The organism is Lactiplantibacillus garii, assembly GCF_003885105.1.
Classification (GTDB): Bacteria; Bacillota; Bacilli; order Lactobacillales; family Lactobacillaceae; genus Lactiplantibacillus; species Lactiplantibacillus garii.
This window is the reverse complement of record NZ_QWZQ01000046.1, coordinates 1-21,485: the sequence shown is the minus strand read 5'-3', so window position 1 is coordinate 21,485 and position 21,485 is coordinate 1. Positions and strand designations below refer to the sequence as shown.

Here is a 21,485-nt window from a genome sequence, read left to right as displayed (position 1 = left end):
GTCGAACGATCTTTTAGTTGGCTAGAGAATTGTCGGCGACTTTGGAAAAATTGTGAGCGTCAATTAACCACCAGTCTGCAAATGGTCGTTTTAGCGTTTTTAGCACTATTACTTAAGAGATTTTAGATAGCTTCTTAGATGTTTTACAAGACAAAGGGCCGGCAACGATTGTCTCGATTAATGGTAATCCAGCTAGCGTAGTTAATACTTGGTCACAATATATTAACGTGGTTTCTGATGATATAATTTTGATTCCAGCTGCGGGGATGCACTCGATTGAACAAGATTTTGAAAAAGATCCAAAACATGAACTGATCATTACGATTGGTTCTTACAATTATTCAGGAACCGCTGGAATGGGTCGCGGTTATCATATTCATGGCAGTGGTCAATTCATTAATGAAGGCGCATATTTTGACCAAATGAAAGCCCAATTTGATTGGATTCGCACTGTATTAGTTGTGAAGATTCATGATGTTGAGCAGAAGATATAGCAAAAAAGTTTGGAGCGTCAACTCCAAACTTTTATTTTTAATCAATTTATTGAGCAAAATATGATAGACATTAAGTAATAAGTGTTACCCTTGAAAATGTAATGAAGAAACTATTGTGTTAGGAGGATTTTATGGATAAACGTAAAATTGTAATTGTTGGTGCTTCACATGGTGGTCATGAATCAGCAATTGAGCTGTTGGATAAATATAATGATGTAGATGTAACTGTTTATGAAGCTGGCGACTTTATTTCATTTATGTCCTGTGGTATGCAATTATACTTAGAAAATAAAGTTACGGCTGAAGATGACGTCAGAAACTTTGCTCCTGAAGATGTTGAAAAGAAGGGCGGTCATGTTTATGCCAACCATGAAGTAACCGCGATTCATCCTGAACATAAGACAGTAACAGTTAAGGATTTAACCAATAATTCTGAAGAAGAAGTTCAATATGATAAGTTAATTCTTTCATCAGGTGTAACGCCAAAGTTTTTACCAGTACCTGGCAATGGTCTTAAGAATATCTATTTAATGCGTGGACGTGATTGGGCTTCTAAGTTAATGAGTGCTGTTAACAATCCAGCAATTAAGAATGTTGCTATTGTTGGTGCTGGTTATATTGGTACTGAAGCTAGTGAAGTATTTGCTAAAGCTGGCAAGCATGTAACTTTAATGGACATGATTGATCGTCCATTAGGAACTTACTTGAACCCTGAATTGCTTGATGTTTTGGAACCTACCTTTAAGAAGAATATGGACTTGAAGATGGGCGTTAAAATTGAAGGCTTCAACGGTAATGAAAAAGTTGAAAGCGTCAAGACCGATCAAGGCGATATACCAGCTGACTTGGTTGTTGTTTCAGCAGGGGTAACTCCTAATACTGATTGGCTAAAGGACACAGTTGATTTAGATCAAAGAGGCTGGATTAAGACTGATCCATACTTGAGAACGAATGTTAAAGACGTTTACGCTATTGGAGATGCAATTTTGCCACTTTCTATTCCAGCAGGTAAGCCAATGCCAATTGCTTTAGCTACTACTGCTAGAAGAGAAGCACAATATGTGGTTGATCATATCTTTGAAGATAAGCCAGATCGCGCTTTCAAGGGTGTTATCGGTGCTTCAGCTCTTAGCGTCTTTGACTATCACTTCGCTACTGCGGGATTAAATAAGTTTTCAGCTGCTAAGAATAAGCTTGATTGTCAAACTAGCTTCTATGAAGATCATATGCGTCCAGCTTATGTCCCAGAAGCAGATAATCCTAAGGTATATGTCAGCTTAACCTTTAATCCATATACTCACCAAATCTTAGGCGGTGCTGTCCTTTCTAAGTATGATATTACTGCTCAAGGCAATGTTTTAGCTTTGGCAATTAGTCATAAGATGCGCTTGGAAGACTGGGCTGAACAAGACTTCTTCTTCCAACCAGGATTTGACCGTCAATGGAGTTTGCTTAACCTAGCTGCTCAACATGCATTAGGTATGGCAAGATTCTAATTTAATCGTTAATAAAAATAAATTATAAAGGTAGATTGTAAAATTAATCCGAACGCTGTTCGGACAAAAAAGATCAGCTTTCTTTAAAATGGTGTTTACCACAAACCCATCTTTTAGGAGCTGATCTTTTGTCTAGTATAACCTATTCCGAACGAATTAAAATCGAAACCTTTTGTGAACTAGGCCTGTCCAATATCCAAATGGGCGTTCGGCTGAACCGATCACCGTCAACAATTTCTTATGAATTATCTCGATGTCAACCTTATCAGGCTGAATTAGCACAAACAGATGCCGAATACAAGCGATCACGATGTGGTCGGAAAACTAAGCTGAGCGATGAGTTAAAGCAAAAAATTCTCAACCATTTACGTCTAAGCTGGTCACCAGGAATGATTGCTCACGAATTTAAACTAGCTACTAAATCTATTTATAATTGGCTAAATCAGGGGAGAATTGGTTTCTCCTTGAATGATCTACCTGAACATGGCGTACGCCAACGGCGTAACGTTGACCAACGATCCAAATATAATCAATCTTTGGGGCGATCAATTGAACAGCGTCCCATAATGATTAATCAACGTAAGCGCATCGGCGATTTTGAACTAGATACAGTCGTTGGTCCTCGTGGGCATAGTAAGGCAGTTTTATTAACTTTAATCGATCGAAAATCACGGTTCCTTTGGGCATACCGGTTAAAAGATCGGACGACAGCGACTGTTAATGAAGCACTAACTAAGTTCCTAACCACTTTTAATGGCCCGGTGCATAGTTTTACGGTGGACCGTGGCACTGAGTTTAGCGGTCTAGTATCACTTGAAGCACAATACGGTATTAAGACCTATTACTGCCATGCTTATACGCCAGCTGAGCGCGGCAGTAATGAACGATGTAATCGGAACTTACGCTATTTTTATCCTAAGGGGACTTACTTTGAGCACATTAGTGCTCAAGGCTTGAAAACCACCTTACTCGAAATTAATCAGAGACCACTTAAAATACTTGACTGGCAAACACCTTATCAGGTCATGCTGACCAATTTGTCAAAAAATTCGGATTAAATTTGCAATCTACCATATGTCAACATATAACGCCGATCAATGACTCCATGAAAGGTCTTGCAGCAACTTCTTAACAAACTAGTGCTGGTGGGCGTGTTGTTGACTTGACTGGGGCCGATAAGCGGCAACTAACCCTGTCACAGCGTCCAAAGTCATAATCAGACCCATTAACCACATCGCTGCCATATTGTGCATGGTACCAATTAGAATCAGCAGCACCACATTTAACGCCAGCATGAGCCAGCCCATTGTTTTCGACATTTGTTGCATGAAAATCCTCCTCAAGTGTATGGATAAGACCTATACCATTTTTCACTACTACTTTAGATTAATTCTAAATTATGTTTATGGCAACCCTAAAAAGTGTTAAAATTCTTGTCAGAGGGGGAAATCACGATGAAAACCTATACGGACTATTTCTTTGATGAACCAGCTTTTGATCTCCACGATGGCGGGTACGTGCCGCTTGAGGTCAGTGATGCGCCTGAGAAGCCCTTAAATGTGCCGCCATTGTTGAAACCGGATAAAGAGACAGCGAACGACGTTTATTACACGGTGACAGCAGAGGCTGGGAAAACGCAACTGTTACCAGGAGCGAAGACCAAGACGTGGGGCTATAATACCAGTTTGTTAGGTCAGACGATTGTGTATCGCCGTGGTCAGCATACGCATGTGACACTGAAAAACACCTTGCCTGAATTGACCACTTTTCATTGGCATGGGGCTAATGTCAGTGGCCCTTATGTTGATGGCGGATGCCATGCACCGGTTTATCCGGGTGAAAGCAAGCATATCGACTTCACGTTGGACCAACCGGCGACGACTTTGTGGCTGCACGCGCATCCGTGCCCATCCACGGCCGAGCAGGTTTGGCATGGTTTGGCTGCCATGGTGATTGTCAAAGACGACCATGAAGCCAGCCTGCCATTGCCAAGGAACTATGGCGTTGACGATATTCCAGTCATTTTGCAAGATCGGCGTTTTCACGAAAACAATCAGTGGGACTACCGGGCTGATTATGATCCTGACGGTGTTGCTGGGCCAACCGCAATGATTAACGGTACAATCAATCCCTATTTTGATGTCACCACGCAAAAGGTCCGGTTGCGTTTTCTAGATGGTGCTAATCGCCGTGAATGGCGGTTGCATTTTTCTGATGACTTACCATTTACGCAAATTGGCGGAGATGGCTCATTGTTACCGGAACCGGTCAAATTCACCCATCTAATGCTGACTTGTGCTGAGCGTGCCGAAGTTGTGGTTGATTTTGGGCAGTACCATGAAGGCGATGTGGTCACCTTATATACGGATAATGTGCCATTGTTAAAGTTCCGCATTCATGCGTTCAAACCGGATCAGACAACTTTGCCTGATAAGTTGTTCGACGTGAAGGCACCAGTGGTTGATCCGGATTTGCCAGTTCGCCATGTTGTGATGCAGGGAATGGACGAAAGTGTCGCGATCGATGGTAAAAAATTTGATATGCAGCGGATTGATGCCACGCAGGCGATTGGCAAAGCCCAGTACTGGGATGTTACCAATAGCAATGATGCGCCTGGAATGGTTCATCCATTCCATGTGCATGGAACCCAATTCTTAGTCTTGTCGCGGAATGGGCATGCGCCGTATCCAAATGAACATGGTTTCAAAGATACCGTTGGCGTGAATTCTGGGGAAACGGTTCGGCTGCTGGTTCGCTTTGATCTGCCAGGGGTTTATATGTATCACTGTCATATCATTGAGCACGAAGATGGCGGCATGATGGCACAGATTGAAACTTTCGATCCAGCCAAGCCAAAGCAAGAATATAAATTGATGGATATGGATACGTTAATGATGGCCTTGGCTAAAGAACGTGGCGTCAAACCATCTGAGATTTGGATGGGCGGTATGCAGTCTTATGAAAAAATGGGAATGAAAATGTAAACGTCCCACAATACTAATATAGAAAAAGATGGTTTTAATATGCACTCTCCAACGATCAAACATCGCGGGGCTTTTGTCGCCACGTTACTGACAGGTACCTTTTCGATGTCAATTTCGCAGTCTTCTTTAAGCACCGCTTATCCTGCTTTTATGAAAGCTTTTGGTTTAGGAGCGGATACAGTTGCTTGGCTGACAACCGGCTTTATGTTGGTGATGACCTTGATGATTCCGGTTAGTCCATGGCTGTTGCATAATGTTCCTTTCCAACGGCTTTTCCAAGCGATTGAACTCATTTTTGCCATTGGGACAGGCTTATGTATCTGGGCACCGAGTTTTATCGTGCTCATGATTGGCCGGTTGCTTGAAGCGATTGCGGTCGGGATTATTTTTCCGAGTTTCCAGACCGTGTTGCTGACGATTACGCCGCATAGTGAGCGTGGTCGGGTGATGGGCACGGCGGGATTGGTCATGGGCTCAGCCTTGGCAGTCGGTCCAATTATTTCCGGTGTTTTACTGACATGGTTCCCTTGGCAGGCTTTATTCTTGTTCTTCTTGGTCGTTTCGCTGCTTGTGCTGGCCGTTTCAACGGTGACCATTGCGTCTGTCATGCCATTGCAACCGACGCAACTGGACTGGGTCTCCTTCCTTTTATCCGCAAGTTTTCCAATTCTACTTTATGCCTTGGGTGCTTTGTCGAAAAAAGGTTTAACTGTTGGCGTGGTTAGTTTGTTGATTTTAGGCGTTCTGGCAGCTGGTATTTTCGTTGTTCGGCAATTGAATCGCCAACCACCAATGTTGCAAATGCGAGTTTTTGCCACTGGTATGTTTACTAAAGCGGTGTTTCTGACCGGAATTTCATACGTCGGTTTGATTGTCACCACTATCCTGATGCCGCTTTACTTTCAAACGCTACTTGGTTTGTCACCGTTGATTTCTGGCTTGTCCTTAGTGCCAGCTGCGGTGTTGCTGAGTATTTTGAATCCAATTAGCGGGCGCCTACTGGATCGCTTTGGACCGCGTGTCGTGGCCATGATTGGCATGTTGTTGATTACTGGCGGCTTTGGTCTGTTAGCAGTCTTTGCCCATCATTTACCACTGATTGGGGCAATTATGTTGGCGATGGCGACTGAAGCCGGTAACGCTTTTGTGATGATGCCCTCAGTGACGGCTGGCGCGAATGCCTTGCCGAATGAGCTTGTGGCAGACGGCACTGCGGTCACAACGACGGCTCGTCAGTTATTTGGGTCTGCCGGTGTCATGTTCGCCACAGTGTTGTTGGATGGCATGCAAACCACGCTGCGAAGTCATGCTGGCGGTTTTGCTGTTACCTTCGCTGTGTTTGCTGGCGTGGGCCTGATTGGCTTGCTGTTGGCGTTGACGTTACCAAAGGAAGTCGCGAAGAAAGCGGTATAGCTGCGAATTCGTGCTTTGCATCTACAAAAATGACCGCCTACCAAAAAGTAGACGGTCATTTTTGTTGCAACTAAGCATGCTTGACTGGGTACTTAGCCGCAAACGATCAGGAGAGAAGCATCGCAACTAGGAAAGGAGGGCAACACGGTTGCTTTAGTCAACAAAGACCAGTTCGATGGTAGATTGTAAAATTAATCCGAACGCTGTTCGGACAAAAAAAGATCAGCTTCCTTTAAAATGGTGTTTACCACAAACCCATCTTTTAGGAGCTGATCTTTTGTCTAGTATAACCTATTCCGAACGAATTAAAATCGAAACCTTTTGTGAACTAGGGCTGTCCAATATCCAAATGGGCGTTCGGCTGAACCGATCACCGTCAACAATTTCTTATGAATTATCTCGATGTCAACCTTATCAGGCTGAATTAGCACAAACAGATGCCGAATACAAGCGATCACGATGTGGTCGGAAAACTAAGCTGAGCGATGAGTTAAAGCAAAAAATTCTCAACCATTTACGTCTAAGCTGGTCACCAGGAATGATTGCTCACGAATTTAAACTAGCTACTAAATCTATTTATAATTGGCTAAATCAGGGGAGAATTGGTCTCTCCTTGAATGATCTACCTGAACATGGCGTACGCCGACGGCGTAACGTTGACCAACGATCCAAATATAATCAATCTTTGGGGCGATCAATTGAACAGCGTCCCATGATGATTAATCAACGTAAGCGCATCGGCGATTTTGAACTAGATACAGTCGTTGGTCCTCGTGGGCATAGTAAGGCAGTTTTATTAACTTTAATCGATCGAAAATCACGGTTCCTTTGGGCATACCGGTTAAAAGATCGGACGACAGCGACTGTTAATGAAGCCCTAACTAAGTTCCTAACCACTTTTAATGGTCCGGTGCACAGCTTTACTGTGGACCGTGGCACTGAGTTTAGTGGGCTAGTATCACTTGAATCACAATATGGTATTAAGACCTATTACTGCCATGCTTATACGCCAGCTGAACGTGGTAGTAATGAACGCTTTAATCGGAATTTACGTTATTTTTATCCTAAAGGGACTCGTTTTGAGCACATTAGTGCTCAAGATTTAACGACGACGTTACTCCAAATTAACCAGCGACCGCTTAAAATACTCGACTGGCAAACACCGTATCAGGTTATGCTGACAAATTTGTCCAAAAATTCGGATTAATTTTACAATCTACCAATTTACCCAAAATCAATTTGGTTCAACATGTTTTCTGTACTTGCTTGATCCAAGCCTAAATAAGCTAAAGTCATGGCTTCACTTGAGTGATTTAGTAGGTGCATGACTAGGCCAATATTGTAATTTGATTGCGTATAAACACGATAAGCCCCAGTTTTGCGCATTGTATGAGTACCTAGATAATTAATTCCTAATAGATCGCCAACCTTACTCATAATTTTGGAGCCATTCGGGTAATTGGGGCATAGTGTCACGTCCTTAGTTTTGGTGTACGGTCGTTGGTTTGAGCGGTTTAACGTTGGAATTTGGGCGGTCACGTAAAGCTCGGAGTGCCCAAAGAATCGAAACCGTGTCAACGACTTCTTGAAGCATTGCGCCGAAGAGGGCCGGGATGATCCCGGTACTGGCAATCAGCATTAGAATCGTACAGATGGCGATCCCAATCCAAACGGCCTGCTTAGCCACTTGCATGGTGTCTTTGGCAATTTGAATCGCGGTGACCACGCGGCTGAGGTCGTCCTTTAAAATCACGACGTCGGCCGATTCACTGGCCGCGGTGGAACCGTGCGCCCCCATGGCGATGCCGACGTCCGCCACGGCCAGTGATGGGGCGTCGTTGACCCCGTCGCCGACCATGATAACCGGACGTTCATCCTTAGTAACGGCCTTTAAGTGCTTGATCTTGTCCGCCGGAAGTAAATCGGCAGCCACCGTATCGATTCCGACGGCTTCGGCAATGTTGTCGGCAATCGCTTGTTGGTCCCCGGTCAGCATCATCACGTTTTTAACGCCTTCAGCGTGCAGGGCTTGTAACGTGGCAGCGGCTTCTGGCCGAACGTTGTCGATAAAGGTCACGTAGCCGGCGTAACGGCCATCAACGGCGACGTAAATCGCCGTTTGTGCGAGTGGTGCCGTCGTGGTTGCTGGATCGACGAATTTTAGCTTCCCGACTTTAACGACGGCGTTGTCGACCGTGGCGGTGACCCCGTTACCGGTGACTTCTTCGAGGTCGGCGACGGGGCTGAGGGGTTGGTCGTTGGCAAATTTAACTAAGGAACGGGCTAAAATGTGGCTGGAATTTTGTTCGGCACTGGCGGCCAAGTGTAAAATCTGATCTGGGGTAAAACCAGCCTGGGGAACGATGTCATTCACGGTTAGTTGGCCGCTAGTGATCGTTCCGGTCTTATCAAAGGCGGCCGATTTGGCAGTCGACATTTTTTCAAGCATGTCACCAGTTTTAACGACGATCCCGTTCCGGCTAGTGCGACTCATGCCTGAGACGAGGGCGACTGGTGCGGCCAGAATTAATGGACACGGTGAAGCTACGACCAGAACTTCGGCGAACCGGTGCGGATCACCGCTGATGAGCCAAGCGATGCCCGCAATCACGTACGCAACTAAGGTAAACGGAACCGCGTACCGATCGGCTAACCGTACGAACTTGGCGGGGCGTGATTCAGATTCTTTCACCAACTTGACCAGTTGCTGGTACTGGCTATCGGCGGCGAGCTTGTCAACGATCATCGTAACGGCACTATCGCCGTTGACCGCTCCGGACATTAAATCATCACCGACGGCTTTTTCAACCGGCTTGGATTCCCCAGTCAGTGAAGATTCGTCAAACATGGCAGTGCCATCGATCAAGTGACCATCGACGGGCACCAGTTCGCCAGGCTTAACCACTAACTGATCCCCCACGACCGCGTCTTCGACCGCAATATCGGTTAACTGTTCGTTCTGAATGCGGTGTGCGGTCCGTGGTGAATTATCGAGCAAAGCCTTTAATTCGGTGTTGGCACGCTTAGCAGCGTAGTCCTCCAAAGAATCCCCACCGGTCAGCATGATTAGGACCACTAGGCCGGCCCAATACTCGCTGACAGCCAGGGTGGCGACGATGGCAGTGATTGCAAGTAGGTCGACGCCGTACTTACCGGACCGTAACGTTTTGACCATCTCAACCAGCATTGATAGGGCCATAACGGAGCCCCACAACGTAATAATCAGCTGGGCAGCCAGCTGTTGGTGAAAGCCAAACTGAAGAATTAGCGCAATGATCCCGACACTGACCGTTAACGTGAGTTTATAATAATGGCGCATCGAAAACCCCTCCTCTTGTGTTATGTAACTGATTCCTCTATGATTGTTATAATCCTAACATGAAATGCAATTTATTTAAACAGATAAGAATGATTCTAAATAAAATTCTAATAGTTACGAAAAATTATAACTATTTTCTGAAATAATGACCGCTTTTGGAATGGCAGATTGCAAGAAATAACTTGAACGAATTTAATGACGTAAATTAAGCAAGAAGATCTCGATTGGTGTATGCCAATTAAGACATTTAAGTAGCCGTGAATTCAAATACCAATTAATTTGAACCAATTGGTGATCACTTAGCTCTTCAATGGCTTGGCCTTTGGGAATAAAGCGCCGCAAAACTCGGTTACGGTTCTCATTACTGCCTCTTTCATGCGGTGAATAGGCATGGGCAAAATAAACCTGTGTACCAGTTCGCCGTTCAATTGTCTGATAGTTAGCGAACTCTTTACCATGATCTACGGTAAGCGTCTTGAGCTTGTCTTGAAGTTGACTAGCTAGTTCAAGTACGGCTTGAGTCATGGACTGACTGTCGCGACCATGGAGCCGTTTAACAATTGTCAGGCGACTCTTACGCTCCACAAAAGTAGCCACAGCTTGACCTTTACGTTTACCAGAAAGTACGGTATCAGCTTCAAAGTGGCCGAATTCCTGGCGAGTTTCGACTTTATGAGGCCGCTCCTCAATGGAGCGGCCGTGATTGAACGTACCACGCTTTTCTTTAGCACGATGACGACGAATTCCATGATCAGGCAAATCGGTCAACTGTATATCAAGCCATCCTTGATCAATCCAGTTATAGACCGTCTTGTAGGCAATCCCCACCACATGGGCAACTTGTTCAGGGGACCACTTCTGGACTTGAATCTTTCCCTCGATCAAGTGTTTAAGTTTTTTAGTGAGCGAAGACTTCCGCCCCCGTTGACTAACCTTTCGTTCAAAGTCAGTTTGCGCTAGCCCAGCCTGGTACTCACTATTTAGCCGGTGAAGTTCGTTAAAGATGGTGGTCTTACTAAAGCCTAAGTAGTTAGCGATGTATCGCAAGGAACGTCCTTCATTATGAAGCGTTTCAATGACAACACGGTTCTGGAATGATAAAATAGTGGTGCTCATCAAGGTCCTTCTTTCTAATGGATTGTGTGGTAACACCAGTAAAGACCTTGATGGTTTTTTCTGTCCACTTAAATGTTCAACTTAAATTTTACAATCTGCCTAATAAATAAAACAAGGTAAATACAGGCACGTTTGACAGTACCACGATTCACATAGGGAGAAGACCATTGAAATCCACCATTTTACTAGTCGAAGACGAGGCGGGCTTAGCCGACTCACTCAAAACCGAATTCGAGCTCGAGAACTTCAATGTGCTCTGGGCCAATGACGGCCTAATCGCGCTGGACATGTTCCGGCAAAACGAGACCCAGATTGATTTAATCATTTTGGACTGGATGCTGCCGCACCTGGACGGCTTCAGTATGCTGCGCCGCATTCGCAAAACCAGCCAGGTGCCGATCATCATGCTGACGGCGCGCGATTACATCGGCGATAAGGTGGCCGGGCTGACCGGCGGCGCCGACGACTATGTCACCAAACCATTTGAAATGGAAGAACTGATTGCCCGGGTCGAAGTGGCCCTGCGCCATTCGCAGCCGGCGGCCACCACTGCCGCCGTGTATACTGCTGGCAATTTGAATGTGGATACGGACACCAAACGCGTCACCCGGGGCGGTACCATCATCCCCCTCACCCAGCGAGAATACGAGCTGCTGGTGGCACTCATCAGTCATCAAAACGAGCCCTGTTCACGCGAGGATTTGTTAGACACTGTGTGGGGCGTCGATTTTGACGGCCAACCCAACATCCTGGACGTCTATGTCCGCAATCTCCGGAGCAAAATCGACACTCCCAACCAACCTAAGCTGATTCACACTGTCCGCGGCGTGGGCTACATGCTTTCCGAACACGTGGCGGAATAAGGCCCTAATATGAAAAAAGACAAACAATCTAGCGCAGCCATCATGCTGCGCAGCCTGATGCGCTTCATCATCATTGTCACCTTGCTGCTCGGCGCTGCCATCATCATCGCCGTGGGCCATCAGCTGCTGGAAGAGGTTCAAACCACCACCAGTCATATCACCGCCAGTCTCAAGCAAACCGACATTGATGGCGATGATGACTGGGAAAGCTGGCGCAAAAACAGCACCCTGGACACCAGCGCCACTTATGTTTATGTCCACAACAAGCGCGCCGATGCCAAGGTCAGCCAATACTTCTCCCCGCACGCGGAAAAAGTATTAAAAGTGACCCCCACTAAGGTGCCGTTTTTAACCAATGTCTATTATCGCCCAGGCATCGGGCTGCTGTACCATCGCATGGTGCACGCGCGCGGGATTTACTACACGTTGTGGCAAAACATGAATCCCCAGCTGGCGGTGCTGCTGCGGGTGATTGAAGTCACTGCCATCCTGCTGGCGGTGACGCTGCTGGCCACGCCGCTGTACATTCGCCAGCTGACCAAGCGACTGACTGATCCTCTGACCACGCTGTCTCACACGACCCAGATGATTGCCGGCGCCAAAGAACCTGGTGCGATGCGGCTACCGGTCCCGGCGCAACCGACTGAGGTGACGGAACTCGCTGGTAATTTCAACGAGTTGCTGAGCATGTTGAATGAACGCCAGGAGCAGCAAAAACTGTTCGTGATGAACGCCGCCCATGAGCTGCGCACTCCGATTGCCACTATTCGCAGCCACGCCCAGTTGATCGAACGTCACGGCAAGGATCACCCGGAAATCATTACCAAGTCGGTGGGCTACATCACCGAGGAATCCCGGCAAATGCAGCACTTGATTGATGAGCTCCTGCAACTTTCCCGCGCCGACCGGCTCGCGCTTGACCTGACCCCGCTTGATCTCAGTGCCACAGTGACTACCATCATGCAAAAAATTGCTGGGACCTTCGAACAAACCGTCACCACCGAGATTCAGCCTGACATCCATATCACCGGCAACGAAAGCGCGATTGAGCAAATTTTGGTCAACCTAGTCACCAATGCCGCGAAGTATTCGCCAGCGGCCAGCCAAATTACCGTCACCCTCACCCAACAGGCTAATGAGGCGGCGGCCCTGGCGGTGAAAGATCAAGGTAGCGGCATCAGTGCTGAAGATAAAAGCCACATCTTCGAGCGCTTCTACCGCAGCGCCGATGTGCGCGGCACGGTAGCTGGCACCGGCTTAGGGCTAGCCATTGCCACGCAACTCGCTCAGCTCAGCAATAGTGAGCTGACGGTCGCCGACGATCAGCCGCAGGGCACCATTTTCACGTTGATTTTCTCCACCAAATAAACTTTTTCATGCCGCTCAAAAATATTTTTGAGCGGTTTTTTTGCGCCGAATATTAGTAATCTGAATATTTTTCAGCTAAATCACCCTTGATACTGGCACTGCCGCGGTGAAAGCTGAAGATTATTGAGTTTCGGGTTAGTTTTCATGAGTGGGCGCACCGCGGGATTGTTGTTATGCTGGGTTCATCCTGAAAGTTCAGTCAAGGGGGAACACATCATGACCGCACTCATTACACTGCTACCTAACCTTAATCAATTGTTGCCGCAGCTCATCAGTCAATTCGGCTCACTCATCTATCTTGGCTTGTTCGCCATGATCTTCATTGAAACCGGCGTCGTGGTGCTGCCCTTTCTGCCTGGCGACTCGCTCCTATTTCTCTGCGGCTCGCTGGCGGCGATGGCCAATCACAGTTTGAACATCTGGGTGCTGTTCGGCCTGCTCAGCGTGGCCGCGGTGCTTGGAGATTCGCTTAACTTTGAAATCGGTGAACACTTCGGGCTGCGCCTCGCGCACAGCGCCAAGCTCAGCCGCTTCATCAAACCCGCCTACCTCGAACGTTCGCAGCGCTTCTTCGACAAGCATGGGAAAGCCGCGATTTTCCTTGGCCGCTTCATGCCGATCATCCGCACCTTCATCCCCTTCACCGCTGGCGTGAGCCAGATGCGCTACCGCGACTTTGCCGCCTACAACGTACTTGGCGGGATCACCTGGATGGCGGTAGCCCTCGGCGCCGGTTACCTGTTCGGCAACATTGCTGTCGTTAAAACCCATTTCGAACTGATCATGCTGGCCATCGTTGTCATTTCCTTAGCGCCTGCCGCCTTCATGGCGCTGCGCCATCGCGGAGGTGCCGACGATGCCGACTAAAACCAAAACATTGCTAGGCGGGCTGAGCCTGATTGTCTTTGCCGCCTTAGCCCTCGGCGTTATCACGCATGCCGCCTGGCTTGCGCAATTGGATGCCGCGGCCAGCACTTTGGCCACGCGCGCCATTGATCCGACGAATACCGCGATTTTCAAAGTCGTCGCCACCCTTGGCAGTCCTGCCACCGTCATCGGCCTCACTGCGCTGTTGTGCCTGTGGTTGTGGCTCAAACAAGGCCCAGTCATCAGCCTGTGGTTCGCTGGCCTGCAGCTGGGCGGCTCCGCCATCACGGAAGGCTTCAAGCTGCTGATTGACCGCAGTCGCCCGCTCCATCAGCTGGTGCTGGATCACGGCGCTAGCTTCCCCAGCGGCCACACGTTTTGCACGGCGCTGCTCGTGTTCACCTTGTGGACGCTATGCCTACCACACATTCAAGATCAAGAAAGCCAGCTGATTACCATATTGATTGGCATTGGCTGGATTGCCATGGTGGCCATTTCGCGGGTGTATCTGCGCGACCACTACCTCTCTGATGTGCTTGCCAGCGTGTGCTTAGCTGGCGGTTGGTGGCTGCTCGTCACGCCTGTTCAAGCCTTTATTCAAACTAAAATGCGTCAGTTTTTACCGGAAAGGATGTTGAAATCATGGCCACATCAAAATTAACGATTGTCGTTCCAGCCTACAATGAAGAAGAGGTGCTGACCTCCTCGGTGCAAAAATTACTGGCCGTTGAAGACCAAATCGCCGCGCAAGCCGTTCTGGGCCAGCGCGCCGACATCCTGATCGTCGATGATGGCTCCAAGGATCACACCTGGGAAATCATCGAAAACCTGCACGCCGCGAATTCCCGGATTCGGGGACTACGCTTTTCTCGCAACTTCGGTCATCAGTCGGCGCTGATCGCCGGCATGAGTGAAGCCGTGAAAACCGCGGACATGATTGTCACCATCGATGCTGACCTGCAAGATGATCCTGACAAAATCGTCGACATGGTGGATGCCTACGCAGATGGCGCCGATATCGTCTACGGTGTCCGGAATAATCGGGAAACCGACAGCTGGTTCAAGCGCACCACGGCCCAAGGCTACTACAAAGTCCTGAAGCTGCTAGGGGTTGAACTGGTGCCGAATCACGCGGATTTTCGCCTGATGTCCAAGCGCGCGGTTGAAACCTTCCTTCAGTACCCGGAACGTAACATTTTCATTCGCGGCCTGATTCCTAAGCTTGGCTTCAAAACTGCCGAAGTCTTCTACAAGCGCACCCCGCGCATGGCGGGCGAATCCAAGTACCCGCTGAAAAAAATGCTGGCCTTTGCCTGGGACGGGATTACCAGCCTGACGATAGCGCCGGTGCGGTTCATTCTCATTCTGGGTACCTTGTCTTGCCTACTGGCGGTGGGCATGGTGGTTTACGCCATTGTCATGACAATGCTGGGGCTCACCGTGCACGGCTGGTCGGCGTTGATGGTGTCGCTGTGGTTCGTTGGGGGCATCCAAATGATCAGCCTCGGGGTGATTGGTGAATACATCGGCAAGCTCACCACCGAAGTTAAACATCGCCCGCGCTACACGGTGCAAACGATTCTGGATTAAGGTGAGGGTATGAAAAAGATTAAACCCGCCTTTCTGCCAGCAATTTTAATCCTCTGCCTGCTCATTGGCAGCATCGGTAACCTGACCAGTGTGCTCGGGGTGCCGGCGCTGTTGGTGGTAGTGCTCCTGGGCGCGGGGCTTTACTTCGGGGCGCCCCGACTTGACCATTTGTCTACAAGGCAGCTGCGCTGGGGCATTGGCCTTGGCTTACTGGCGATGCTGATTGCCCAGGTGGTCGTGTTGCACGTGATGCCCAACACCGTTTACCACGATCCGTACCGGGTACTGTCGCAAGCCGACCAGCTCGCCGCCGGCCACATGACCTGGGATATCACCTACTTCTGGCGCTACGCCAATAACGTGCCGCTGGCTTATCTGCTCTCCCTGTGGTTGCGGCTGACGCAACTGGTGGGCTTAAGCACCAATCTTTCGGTGCACCTGCTGAGTATCTTGGTGTTGGACAGCTTTATTGCCCTGGCGCTGCATACGATTTGGCAGCTCAGCCAGCGCGCCAGCCTGCTGGTCGTGGCCTTCGGTTTTTTCGCCTTGACGCCGTTTGCCTACACCTACTACCTGCAAGTCTTCTACTCTGACTTGCCAACGATGCTGGTGCTGCTCATCATCATGCGGAGTCTGCTGAACTGGTCGCAGAAAACGTCGCGCCAGCGCTGGTTTGCCGGCAGCGGACTAGTTGTTGCCGTGATGCTCGGCGCCATGCTCAAGCCTAATCTGGTGGTCTTGTTGCCAGCTCTGCTGATTGTCGGCCTGATTCTGGCCCGTCAGCACCTCTGGCGACAAGCCAAACTGACCCTGCCCATCCTCTTGATTGTGCTGGGCTTCGGGCTGAGTCTGCCGGCGACCAAAGTCATTGACGTGGCAGCCAATTATCAACCCCGCACCGCCTTTTCGTTCCCGGCGACCAACTGGATCTTGATGGGCTACAACCAGCACAGCAACGGCGGCTACTCCGGCAAGGATGTCGGACGTGCTATCAAGCTGCCCAGCCAAGCCGCCCGCCAGCGGTACAATTTGAAAACCATCCCCAAGCGCATCAAAACTCTCGGGGTGGTTGGCGTCATCCGGTTGTGGGTAGTGAAGTTAGGCATCGTGCTCAATGTCCAAGGCATTCAGCGCTGGTACAACGGCGGCTTCCGCGCCGCGCCTAGTTGGTACAGTAATCATGCTGGCTTCTATCAGGGACTGACCGTGATTGGCTATGTGGCCGCGACCCTGCTCATGTGGGGCGCACTGATGCTGAAGCTCTTACGGTGGCGGCCAGATCTGACCGACCCGCATCAAATCCTTGCACTGCTGGCGGTGACCACTGCCCTTGGCTACCTGGCTTTCCACACCCTACTGTGGGAAGTTGAACCGCGCTATGGTCAAGCCATTTTGCCGCTCCTCTGGGTGGCTTTGGCGGCCATCCCGCGTCAGGCCAGACAGTCGCGTCCCCGCTGGGCGAACCAAGCTAGCCTCCTCAATAGCGCCACTGCTTTACTCGTCGCCTTTGGGGCCGCTGGTGTGCTTGGCGCTCAGATGCCACAAAAGCAAGTGATTGCCGCCCAGCGCAGTCAGCTATCCGTGCAGTATCACGCCAAGCCCAAGACCGTGACGCCAGGCACCGTGCTGGCAGAGGTGGTCGATGTGAACGCGCCAGCGAACTATTTTTCCGTTCAGATTCATGCTGGTAGTCAGGTGCAAGTCACCCTCACTACCCTTGCCACCGGGCAACATTATCGGTTAACGATGGCTGGCAGTGTGGCCCGCCTGCACCACCAGCTCGCCGCTGGGAAATATCGGATTACCGTTCAAAACCTCACCACCCGCGGCCAGCAGGTCGATGTGACCCACACCTACCATTATCAGCTCGCTGCTCACCCGCTAACGGTGAACGGCCAATCGCAGCCCACCACCTCGTTGATTTATACCTGCATGCAGCGCTGAGAAAGGAGCCTTTTTATGGAAAAACCAATCACTACCCTTTACAGCAAATACGGTACAGCCTTGCGCTACCTGATTGTTGGGGGCTTCACCACCGGCATTAATGTGGTGCTGTTCTTCGGCCTGACTCACCTTGCGCGGCGCGTCACTGCTGGCGGACACGGCGATTTTGTTCATCGGCCTCACCTTAATGCACGGTTCGCCGCTGATTGTGAAGCTGCTCGACCAGGTCGTCGTCATCGTGCTCAATTACGGCTTCAGCAAACTAATTTTCGCTTCGAACGCGACGAACTCTTCGTACATGCGGTGCCGGTCAACTTTGACATCAACGGTTTCCTTGGTCCCGTCATTCAGTCCCTCGGTGAAGCCAGTCAGCACATTCACCGGCCCGGCGATTTGAATCGACCCGCGGTTGCCTTGATGTCTTTCTTTTTTAGTTGGCATAAATAAATCAATGACCTTATCACCAAAACTCATACTGTTGCCTCCTATCCATTAAAATTGATCAAGTTCTTTAAAATCTCTTGGACTTCTTGACTAGTCAACACTTTGGCCGTCACATCAAAGTCCGTTAACGCATTTTCAATATCCCGTTTAACCTGTTCGATCTTTTCGTCTAAATGAGTGACCGCTATGTTTAAGCTCTTAACACTTTTGTCCTTAATTGGCACCTTAACGATTAGCAGATGTTGCTTAGTCGTCATGTTTTTGGATTCTTGGACTTTAGTAAAGTGATCCAAGTAACTGGCTATGAGCTGGATTTTGAACTGTTGCTCCGGGTGGCCTTTTTGTAAGGCGAAATACCGCCGTTTGAGACCATTAAGATAAGCCGTCATATTGACGGGAATCGTCGGTTCTAAGACGAGAAGTAGAAGATTTAAAGTCTCAACGTGACAAACAGCTTGCTGCCAAAGACCAACAAATAAGTAGCAAAGACCGCCAAATAGATCATCTAACAAAATTGATAGATCAGCAGCAACAATCAAACGACAAGGACGATGCCTTGTCGAATAGTGAAAAACAAAAAAGAATGCATAAAAATAAACCCAATAAGAGTTGGTGGCATTTTTGGTAAAAATTAAAGTGTAAATTCAAGGCATAAAATAAAAATTGGTACTTAGGATAGAAAAATTTCTATCAGTACCAAATATTATAGAACCAAAATCCGTCTCAGTTTATTTATCGGCGGGACTTATGTCCCAGCCTCTTTCAAGTTTCAGTAAAAAATTGCTTTAAGCTAAATTTAAGGAACAACCGGCAAAATTTCATATATTATATGCAAAAATTTCATATATTATATTTAGATATAATTATATCTAGAGGTGAATACAATGAAAAAATTTGTTGTGGGGATCTTGACCTTCGCGATTGTGACAGCCATCATCATCGATAACTACTTTTTATTTATTAGAGGAAAGCTTAGTTCTGATGCTCAAAGGACGTCTCAATCGAGTACAACGACCACATCGTCCAGTCCCAACTCTACCAGCAAGACTTCAACCAGAAAATACAAGGATGGCACGTATACTGGCTCAACTGTCAGTACTCAGTGGGGCAACGTGCAGGTCCAAGCGGTTGTGACCAATGGCAAATTGACTAAGGTTACTGTTCTGAAATATCCAAACGTTAATCGTCGCGATAAGCAGATCAGCAGTCAGGCATTGCCGACGTATAAGTCTGAAGCAATTACTGCGCAGAGTGCCAATATTAAGTTGGTTTCCGGTGCCAGTGAAACATACAAGGGCTTCACCGGATCCCTGAAAAACGCATTGAAAAAGGCGGCGAATGACCAATGAAAACTTACCAGCAGACAATTGAATCCATGACAATGCCATTTACCATTATGATTGTTAGTGAACCCGACAGCTTATCAGAATCACGTTGGCATACAACAGTTACTCTTATTCAAACATATCTCGATCATGTGGACCATCTATTTTCACCATTTCGCTCAGATTCGCTAGTTACCCAATACCAACGTCATTCACTCGCCGTTACTAACTTTAACGCTGAATTTCAGGAAGTTTTTGCTTTGACAGTCATCGCGGAAGAAATGACAAGCGGGGCTTTTACCGCAAACTTTAGTGGTCAATACGACCCCACCGGCATCGTAAAAGGGTGGGCCATCGAAAGAGCATTTCAAACTTACCTAAAACCGTTGCTTAATACCGGAGCCATCGCGGTGGCCCTAAACGGTGCCGGTGATATTCGGGTTGGCGCGCTGGTTGACAGCGGGTACGAATGGCCGATTGGTATCGAAGACCCAGAAGATACTGGCCAAATGCTTCGGGAGATCAAGATCGCCAATGGCGCGGTGGCCACTTCGGGATCGTCAAAAAGGGGCGACCATATTCGCCGGCTTGATTCGGCAAATACCCTGACCCAAGCCACGATCATTGCCACAAACTTAATTGATGCCGACATGTTGGCCACAACCGCAATTTCCATGGGCCAAATACCGTTTCAAACCTTTGCTGAAACGCACAAGTTGAACGCTATTTTGCTCACAGCAGCTCACAAATTGATCATGATTGACGGTGACCAGTCATGAAAAAAATGACCGTATGGCAAATTCTGACTTGGGGCGTGATCCTCTTTGTTATTCCACTGCCACTGGTTCAAGCCATGGCAGTAGAACTGCCCAGTCTATACACCAGCACGTCCCTTGCAATTCAAATAGGATCGATCGCTTATGTATGGATGCTACTGGCGGTATATTTGGCAACCAAACCGAAATGGCTTGACAGACTAATTGGCCTACCCAGCATCTATTTTATCCACGGTGTTCTCAGCATGCTTGCGATTGCATTAGCTTACTTACACAAGGAAGGCACAAGTTCATATGGATGGATTAAAACCACTGGCAACTGGGCATTTGACCTCTTTTGGGGATTACTGGTTTATTCTTTGGTATTTATGGCCGGCTGGCTAACAAGTCGGTTCAAGCCGTTGCTATGGTTGAAAAAACAATTGGAAATCTTGTTTAAACATGAGTTATCCGTATGGATTCACAGGATAAATTTGATTGCAGTGCTTCTCGTTTTCATCCACGTTCAACTGATCAGCTATATCACTAATATGACCATTTATATTTGGTTGTTTAATGGCTACACCATTTTTGTGACGGGTGCCTACCTACTACAAAAGTTGCGCAGTCGATACGGCTTAGCCCAAGGAAAACTCACAGCCATTCAACCCATTGCAGCTAACTTCTATGAGCTGACGATTCAATTCAAGTCGCATCATGCACTGAAATTGTATCCTGGTGACTACGTATTTATTAATTTTCCTAACATTGACCACCTGAAAGAATTGCATCCATTTTCCATTTTGAACAGCGTAGTAGACGGAACCATTACGCTGGCAATTCGCGGAGACGGTGACTTTTCCCGAGCCGTTCAACACGCCAAGGTAGGGTCAAAGGTTTTGATCGATGGCGGTTATGGTCGGTTTAACCCCATCATAAAACAACATCCTGATGACGAGTTGGTTCTAGTTACGGGCGGTAGCGGTATAGTTCCAATGATTTCATTAATGCGTGGGCTGCCAAACCGCCGTATCACTCTGTATTATTCCGCCCATAGCAAGGCAGGGTTGATCTACCAACAGGAAATTGAAACCTTGGCAGCACAACGAAACAATTTAACCGTGCACATTCAGCAAGGGCGGTTTTTCCGCAGTGTACCGCGTGACCTTATTCGACCCAATGTAACCTATCTGTTGTCAGGCCCGCTAGCGCTGGGGCAGAGTTGGCAAAAACAATTGCTGAATAATGGGATCAATGAGGAACGAGTATACTATGAGGAGTTTAGCTGGTAATGATCGCAATTCTAAGAAGCTGTCCAAGATCTATGATTTTTGATATACTTCTATGTAAAAAGCGAGTTTAAGCTATGAAAAATTATCTCAGCAATATTACTCGGCAACAATTTGAATTAATTCGACCAGCTTTAGAAAATTTTCGTAAGCGAACTAAGCCTCGAAAATATGACCTCTACGAGGTCTTCTGTGCGGTCCTATATGTCTTGAAAACC

At 48.0% G+C, this 21,485-nt stretch carries 19 protein-coding genes and 5 pseudogenes; 19 read left to right on the top strand and 5 right to left on the bottom strand.

Features of this window, described 5'->3' with window-relative positions; translation table 11 throughout:
- From D1831_RS11720 to D1831_RS11700, 4 genes and pseudogenes are all read left to right on the top strand, one after another.
- A pseudogene (locus D1831_RS11720) lies at positions 1 to 126 on the top strand (IS5/IS1182 family transposase); the annotation flags it as partial.
- On the top strand, positions 120 to 494 hold the full coding sequence (locus D1831_RS11715) for a hypothetical protein (protein WP_033609856.1): 375 nt from the start codon (positions 120 to 122) through the stop codon (positions 492 to 494). The pseudogene D1831_RS11720 and the gene D1831_RS11715, both read left to right, overlap by 7 nt.
- A 131-nt stretch (positions 495 to 625) precedes the next feature.
- The gene (locus tag D1831_RS11710; RefSeq protein ID WP_125073096.1) at positions 626 to 1,990 is read left to right on the top strand and encodes an NAD(P)/FAD-dependent oxidoreductase; all 1,365 of its coding nucleotides are present in this window, start codon (positions 626 to 628) and stop codon (positions 1,988 to 1,990) included.
- Between the two features lie 128 nt (positions 1,991 to 2,118).
- The gene (locus tag D1831_RS11700) at positions 2,119 to 3,048 is read left to right on the top strand and encodes an IS30 family transposase (protein ID WP_085776373.1); all 930 of its coding nucleotides are present in this window, start codon (positions 2,119 to 2,121) and stop codon (positions 3,046 to 3,048) included.
- A 78-nt stretch (positions 3,049 to 3,126) separates the two neighbouring features.
- Here the strand turns inward: D1831_RS11700 and D1831_RS11695 are convergent, their stop codons facing one another.
- Positions 3,127 to 3,318, bottom strand: a complete 192-nt coding sequence (locus D1831_RS11695; RefSeq protein ID WP_003576326.1) for a hypothetical protein — start codon at positions 3,316 to 3,318, stop codon at positions 3,127 to 3,129.
- 126 nt (positions 3,319 to 3,444) lie between these two features.
- Here D1831_RS11695 and D1831_RS11690 point away from each other — a divergent pair, with 126 nt between their 5' ends.
- The 3 genes from D1831_RS11690 to D1831_RS11680 all read left to right on the top strand — a co-directional run bounded on the left by D1831_RS11690 (position 3,445) and on the right by D1831_RS11680 (position 7,594).
- Positions 3,445 to 4,974, top strand: a complete 1,530-nt coding sequence (locus tag D1831_RS11690; RefSeq protein WP_063493561.1) for a multicopper oxidase family protein — start codon at positions 3,445 to 3,447, stop codon at positions 4,972 to 4,974.
- 39 nt (positions 4,975 to 5,013) lie between these two features.
- Positions 5,014 to 6,387, top strand: coding sequence for an MFS transporter (locus D1831_RS11685; RefSeq protein WP_125073095.1), 1,374 nt, complete (start codon positions 5,014 to 5,016; stop codon positions 6,385 to 6,387).
- Positions 6,388 to 6,664: 277 nt separating this feature from the next.
- Positions 6,665 to 7,594, top strand: coding sequence for an IS30-like element ISLpl1 family transposase (locus D1831_RS11680; protein WP_085776374.1), 930 nt, complete (start codon positions 6,665 to 6,667; stop codon positions 7,592 to 7,594).
- Positions 7,595 to 7,611: 17 nt separating this feature from the next.
- On the opposite strand, the pseudogene D1831_RS11675 reads toward D1831_RS11680, so the two are convergent.
- The 3 genes and pseudogenes from D1831_RS11675 to D1831_RS11665 all read right to left on the bottom strand — a co-directional run.
- Positions 7,612 to 7,830 (bottom strand): annotated as a pseudogene (locus tag D1831_RS11675) (tyrosine-type recombinase/integrase); the annotation flags it as partial.
- 37 nt (positions 7,831 to 7,867) lie between these two features.
- Complete coding sequence (locus D1831_RS11670; RefSeq protein WP_003577309.1) at positions 7,868 to 9,706, bottom strand: heavy metal translocating P-type ATPase; 1,839 nt, start codon at positions 9,704 to 9,706, stop codon at positions 7,868 to 7,870.
- 192 nt (positions 9,707 to 9,898) lie between these two features.
- Complete coding sequence (locus D1831_RS11665; protein ID WP_085776375.1) at positions 9,899 to 10,822, bottom strand: IS30 family transposase; 924 nt, start codon at positions 10,820 to 10,822, stop codon at positions 9,899 to 9,901.
- A gap of 167 nt (positions 10,823 to 10,989) precedes the next feature.
- On the opposite strand from D1831_RS11665, the gene D1831_RS11660 reads away from it, so the two are divergent.
- The 7 genes from D1831_RS11660 to D1831_RS14940 all read left to right on the top strand — a co-directional run bounded on the left by D1831_RS11660 (position 10,990) and on the right by D1831_RS14940 (position 17,901).
- Positions 10,990 to 11,685 carry a response regulator transcription factor gene (locus tag D1831_RS11660; protein WP_085763788.1) on the top strand — a complete coding sequence of 232 codons (696 nt, stop codon included), beginning with the start codon at positions 10,990 to 10,992 and terminating at the stop codon, positions 11,683 to 11,685.
- A gap of 9 nt (positions 11,686 to 11,694) precedes the next feature.
- Complete coding sequence (locus D1831_RS11655; protein ID WP_048001087.1) at positions 11,695 to 13,053, top strand: sensor histidine kinase; 1,359 nt, start codon at positions 11,695 to 11,697, stop codon at positions 13,051 to 13,053.
- A 216-nt stretch (positions 13,054 to 13,269) separates the two neighbouring features.
- Positions 13,270 to 13,920, top strand: coding sequence for a VTT domain-containing protein (locus D1831_RS11650; protein ID WP_003581721.1), 651 nt, complete (start codon positions 13,270 to 13,272; stop codon positions 13,918 to 13,920).
- Positions 13,910 to 14,581 carry a phosphatase PAP2 family protein gene (locus D1831_RS11645; protein ID WP_016511775.1) on the top strand — a complete coding sequence of 224 codons (672 nt, stop codon included), beginning with the start codon at positions 13,910 to 13,912 and terminating at the stop codon, positions 14,579 to 14,581. Before D1831_RS11650 ends, D1831_RS11645 begins: the two co-directional genes overlap by 11 nt.
- The gene (locus tag D1831_RS11640; RefSeq protein ID WP_003581715.1) at positions 14,563 to 15,510 is read left to right on the top strand and encodes a glycosyltransferase family 2 protein; all 948 of its coding nucleotides are present in this window, start codon (positions 14,563 to 14,565) and stop codon (positions 15,508 to 15,510) included. The genes D1831_RS11645 and D1831_RS11640 overlap by 19 nt, the downstream gene beginning before the upstream one ends.
- 9 nt (positions 15,511 to 15,519) lie before the next feature.
- On the top strand, positions 15,520 to 17,454 hold the full coding sequence (locus D1831_RS11635; protein ID WP_016511776.1) for a hypothetical protein: 1,935 nt from the start codon (positions 15,520 to 15,522) through the stop codon (positions 17,452 to 17,454).
- A gap of 15 nt (positions 17,455 to 17,469) precedes the next feature.
- A complete protein-coding gene (locus tag D1831_RS14940) occupies positions 17,470 to 17,901 on the top strand; it encodes a hypothetical protein (RefSeq protein WP_225422874.1) in 432 nt (143 codons plus the stop codon).
- Between the two features lie 38 nt (positions 17,902 to 17,939).
- Here D1831_RS14940 and D1831_RS11620 read toward each other — a convergent pair.
- Positions 17,940 to 18,320 (bottom strand): annotated as a pseudogene (locus D1831_RS11620) (protein TrsD); the annotation flags it as partial.
- Here D1831_RS11620 and D1831_RS14655 point away from each other — a divergent pair.
- The 5 genes and pseudogenes from D1831_RS14655 to D1831_RS14565 form a co-directional block, all read left to right on the top strand.
- Positions 18,302 to 18,526: pseudogene (locus D1831_RS14655) on the top strand (DUF536 domain-containing protein); the annotation flags it as partial. The pseudogenes D1831_RS11620 and D1831_RS14655 overlap by 19 nt on opposite strands.
- Positions 18,527 to 18,782: 256 nt before the next feature.
- Positions 18,783 to 19,247, top strand: a complete 465-nt coding sequence (locus tag D1831_RS11610; protein WP_016511778.1) for an FMN-binding protein — start codon at positions 18,783 to 18,785, stop codon at positions 19,245 to 19,247.
- Positions 19,244 to 20,002 carry an FAD:protein FMN transferase gene (locus tag D1831_RS11605; protein WP_003581705.1) on the top strand — a complete coding sequence of 253 codons (759 nt, stop codon included), beginning with the start codon at positions 19,244 to 19,246 and terminating at the stop codon, positions 20,000 to 20,002. Before D1831_RS11610 ends, D1831_RS11605 begins: the two co-directional genes overlap by 4 nt.
- Positions 19,999 to 21,270 carry an FAD-binding oxidoreductase gene (locus D1831_RS11600; protein WP_125073094.1) on the top strand — a complete coding sequence of 424 codons (1,272 nt, stop codon included), beginning with the start codon at positions 19,999 to 20,001 and terminating at the stop codon, positions 21,268 to 21,270. Before D1831_RS11605 ends, D1831_RS11600 begins: the two co-directional genes overlap by 4 nt.
- A gap of 74 nt (positions 21,271 to 21,344) precedes the next feature.
- Positions 21,345 to 21,485 (top strand): annotated as a pseudogene (locus tag D1831_RS14565) (IS5/IS1182 family transposase); the annotation flags it as partial.

Bases quoted from the DNA above. Each gene is read 5' to 3' on its own strand.
- D1831_RS11670 (WP_003577309.1), bottom strand. From the start codon at position 9,706: ATGCGCCATTATTATAAACTCACGTTAACGGTCAGTGTCGGGATCATT.
- D1831_RS11605 (WP_003581705.1), top strand. From the start codon at position 19,244: ATGAAAACTTACCAGCAGACAATTGAATCCATGACAATGCCATTTACC.
- D1831_RS11645 (WP_016511775.1), top strand. From the start codon at position 13,910: ATGCCGACTAAAACCAAAACATTGCTAGGCGGGCTGAGCCTGATTGTC.
- D1831_RS11650 (WP_003581721.1), top strand. From the start codon at position 13,270: ATGACCGCACTCATTACACTGCTACCTAACCTTAATCAATTGTTGCCG.
- D1831_RS11600 (WP_125073094.1), top strand. From the start codon at position 19,999: ATGAAAAAAATGACCGTATGGCAAATTCTGACTTGGGGCGTGATCCTC.
- D1831_RS11655 (WP_048001087.1), top strand. From the start codon at position 11,695: ATGAAAAAAGACAAACAATCTAGCGCAGCCATCATGCTGCGCAGCCTG.
- D1831_RS14940 (WP_225422874.1), top strand. From the start codon at position 17,470: ATGGAAAAACCAATCACTACCCTTTACAGCAAATACGGTACAGCCTTG.
- D1831_RS11685 (WP_125073095.1), top strand. From the start codon at position 5,014: ATGCACTCTCCAACGATCAAACATCGCGGGGCTTTTGTCGCCACGTTA.
- D1831_RS11710 (WP_125073096.1), top strand. From the start codon at position 626: ATGGATAAACGTAAAATTGTAATTGTTGGTGCTTCACATGGTGGTCAT.
- D1831_RS11665 (WP_085776375.1), bottom strand. From the start codon at position 10,822: ATGAGCACCACTATTTTATCATTCCAGAACCGTGTTGTCATTGAAACG.
- D1831_RS11640 (WP_003581715.1), top strand. From the start codon at position 14,563: ATGGCCACATCAAAATTAACGATTGTCGTTCCAGCCTACAATGAAGAA.
- D1831_RS11635 (WP_016511776.1), top strand. From the start codon at position 15,520: ATGAAAAAGATTAAACCCGCCTTTCTGCCAGCAATTTTAATCCTCTGC.
- D1831_RS11610 (WP_016511778.1), top strand. From the start codon at position 18,783: ATGAAAAAATTTGTTGTGGGGATCTTGACCTTCGCGATTGTGACAGCC.
- D1831_RS11690 (WP_063493561.1), top strand. From the start codon at position 3,445: ATGAAAACCTATACGGACTATTTCTTTGATGAACCAGCTTTTGATCTC.
- D1831_RS11695 (WP_003576326.1), bottom strand. From the start codon at position 3,318: ATGCAACAAATGTCGAAAACAATGGGCTGGCTCATGCTGGCGTTAAAT.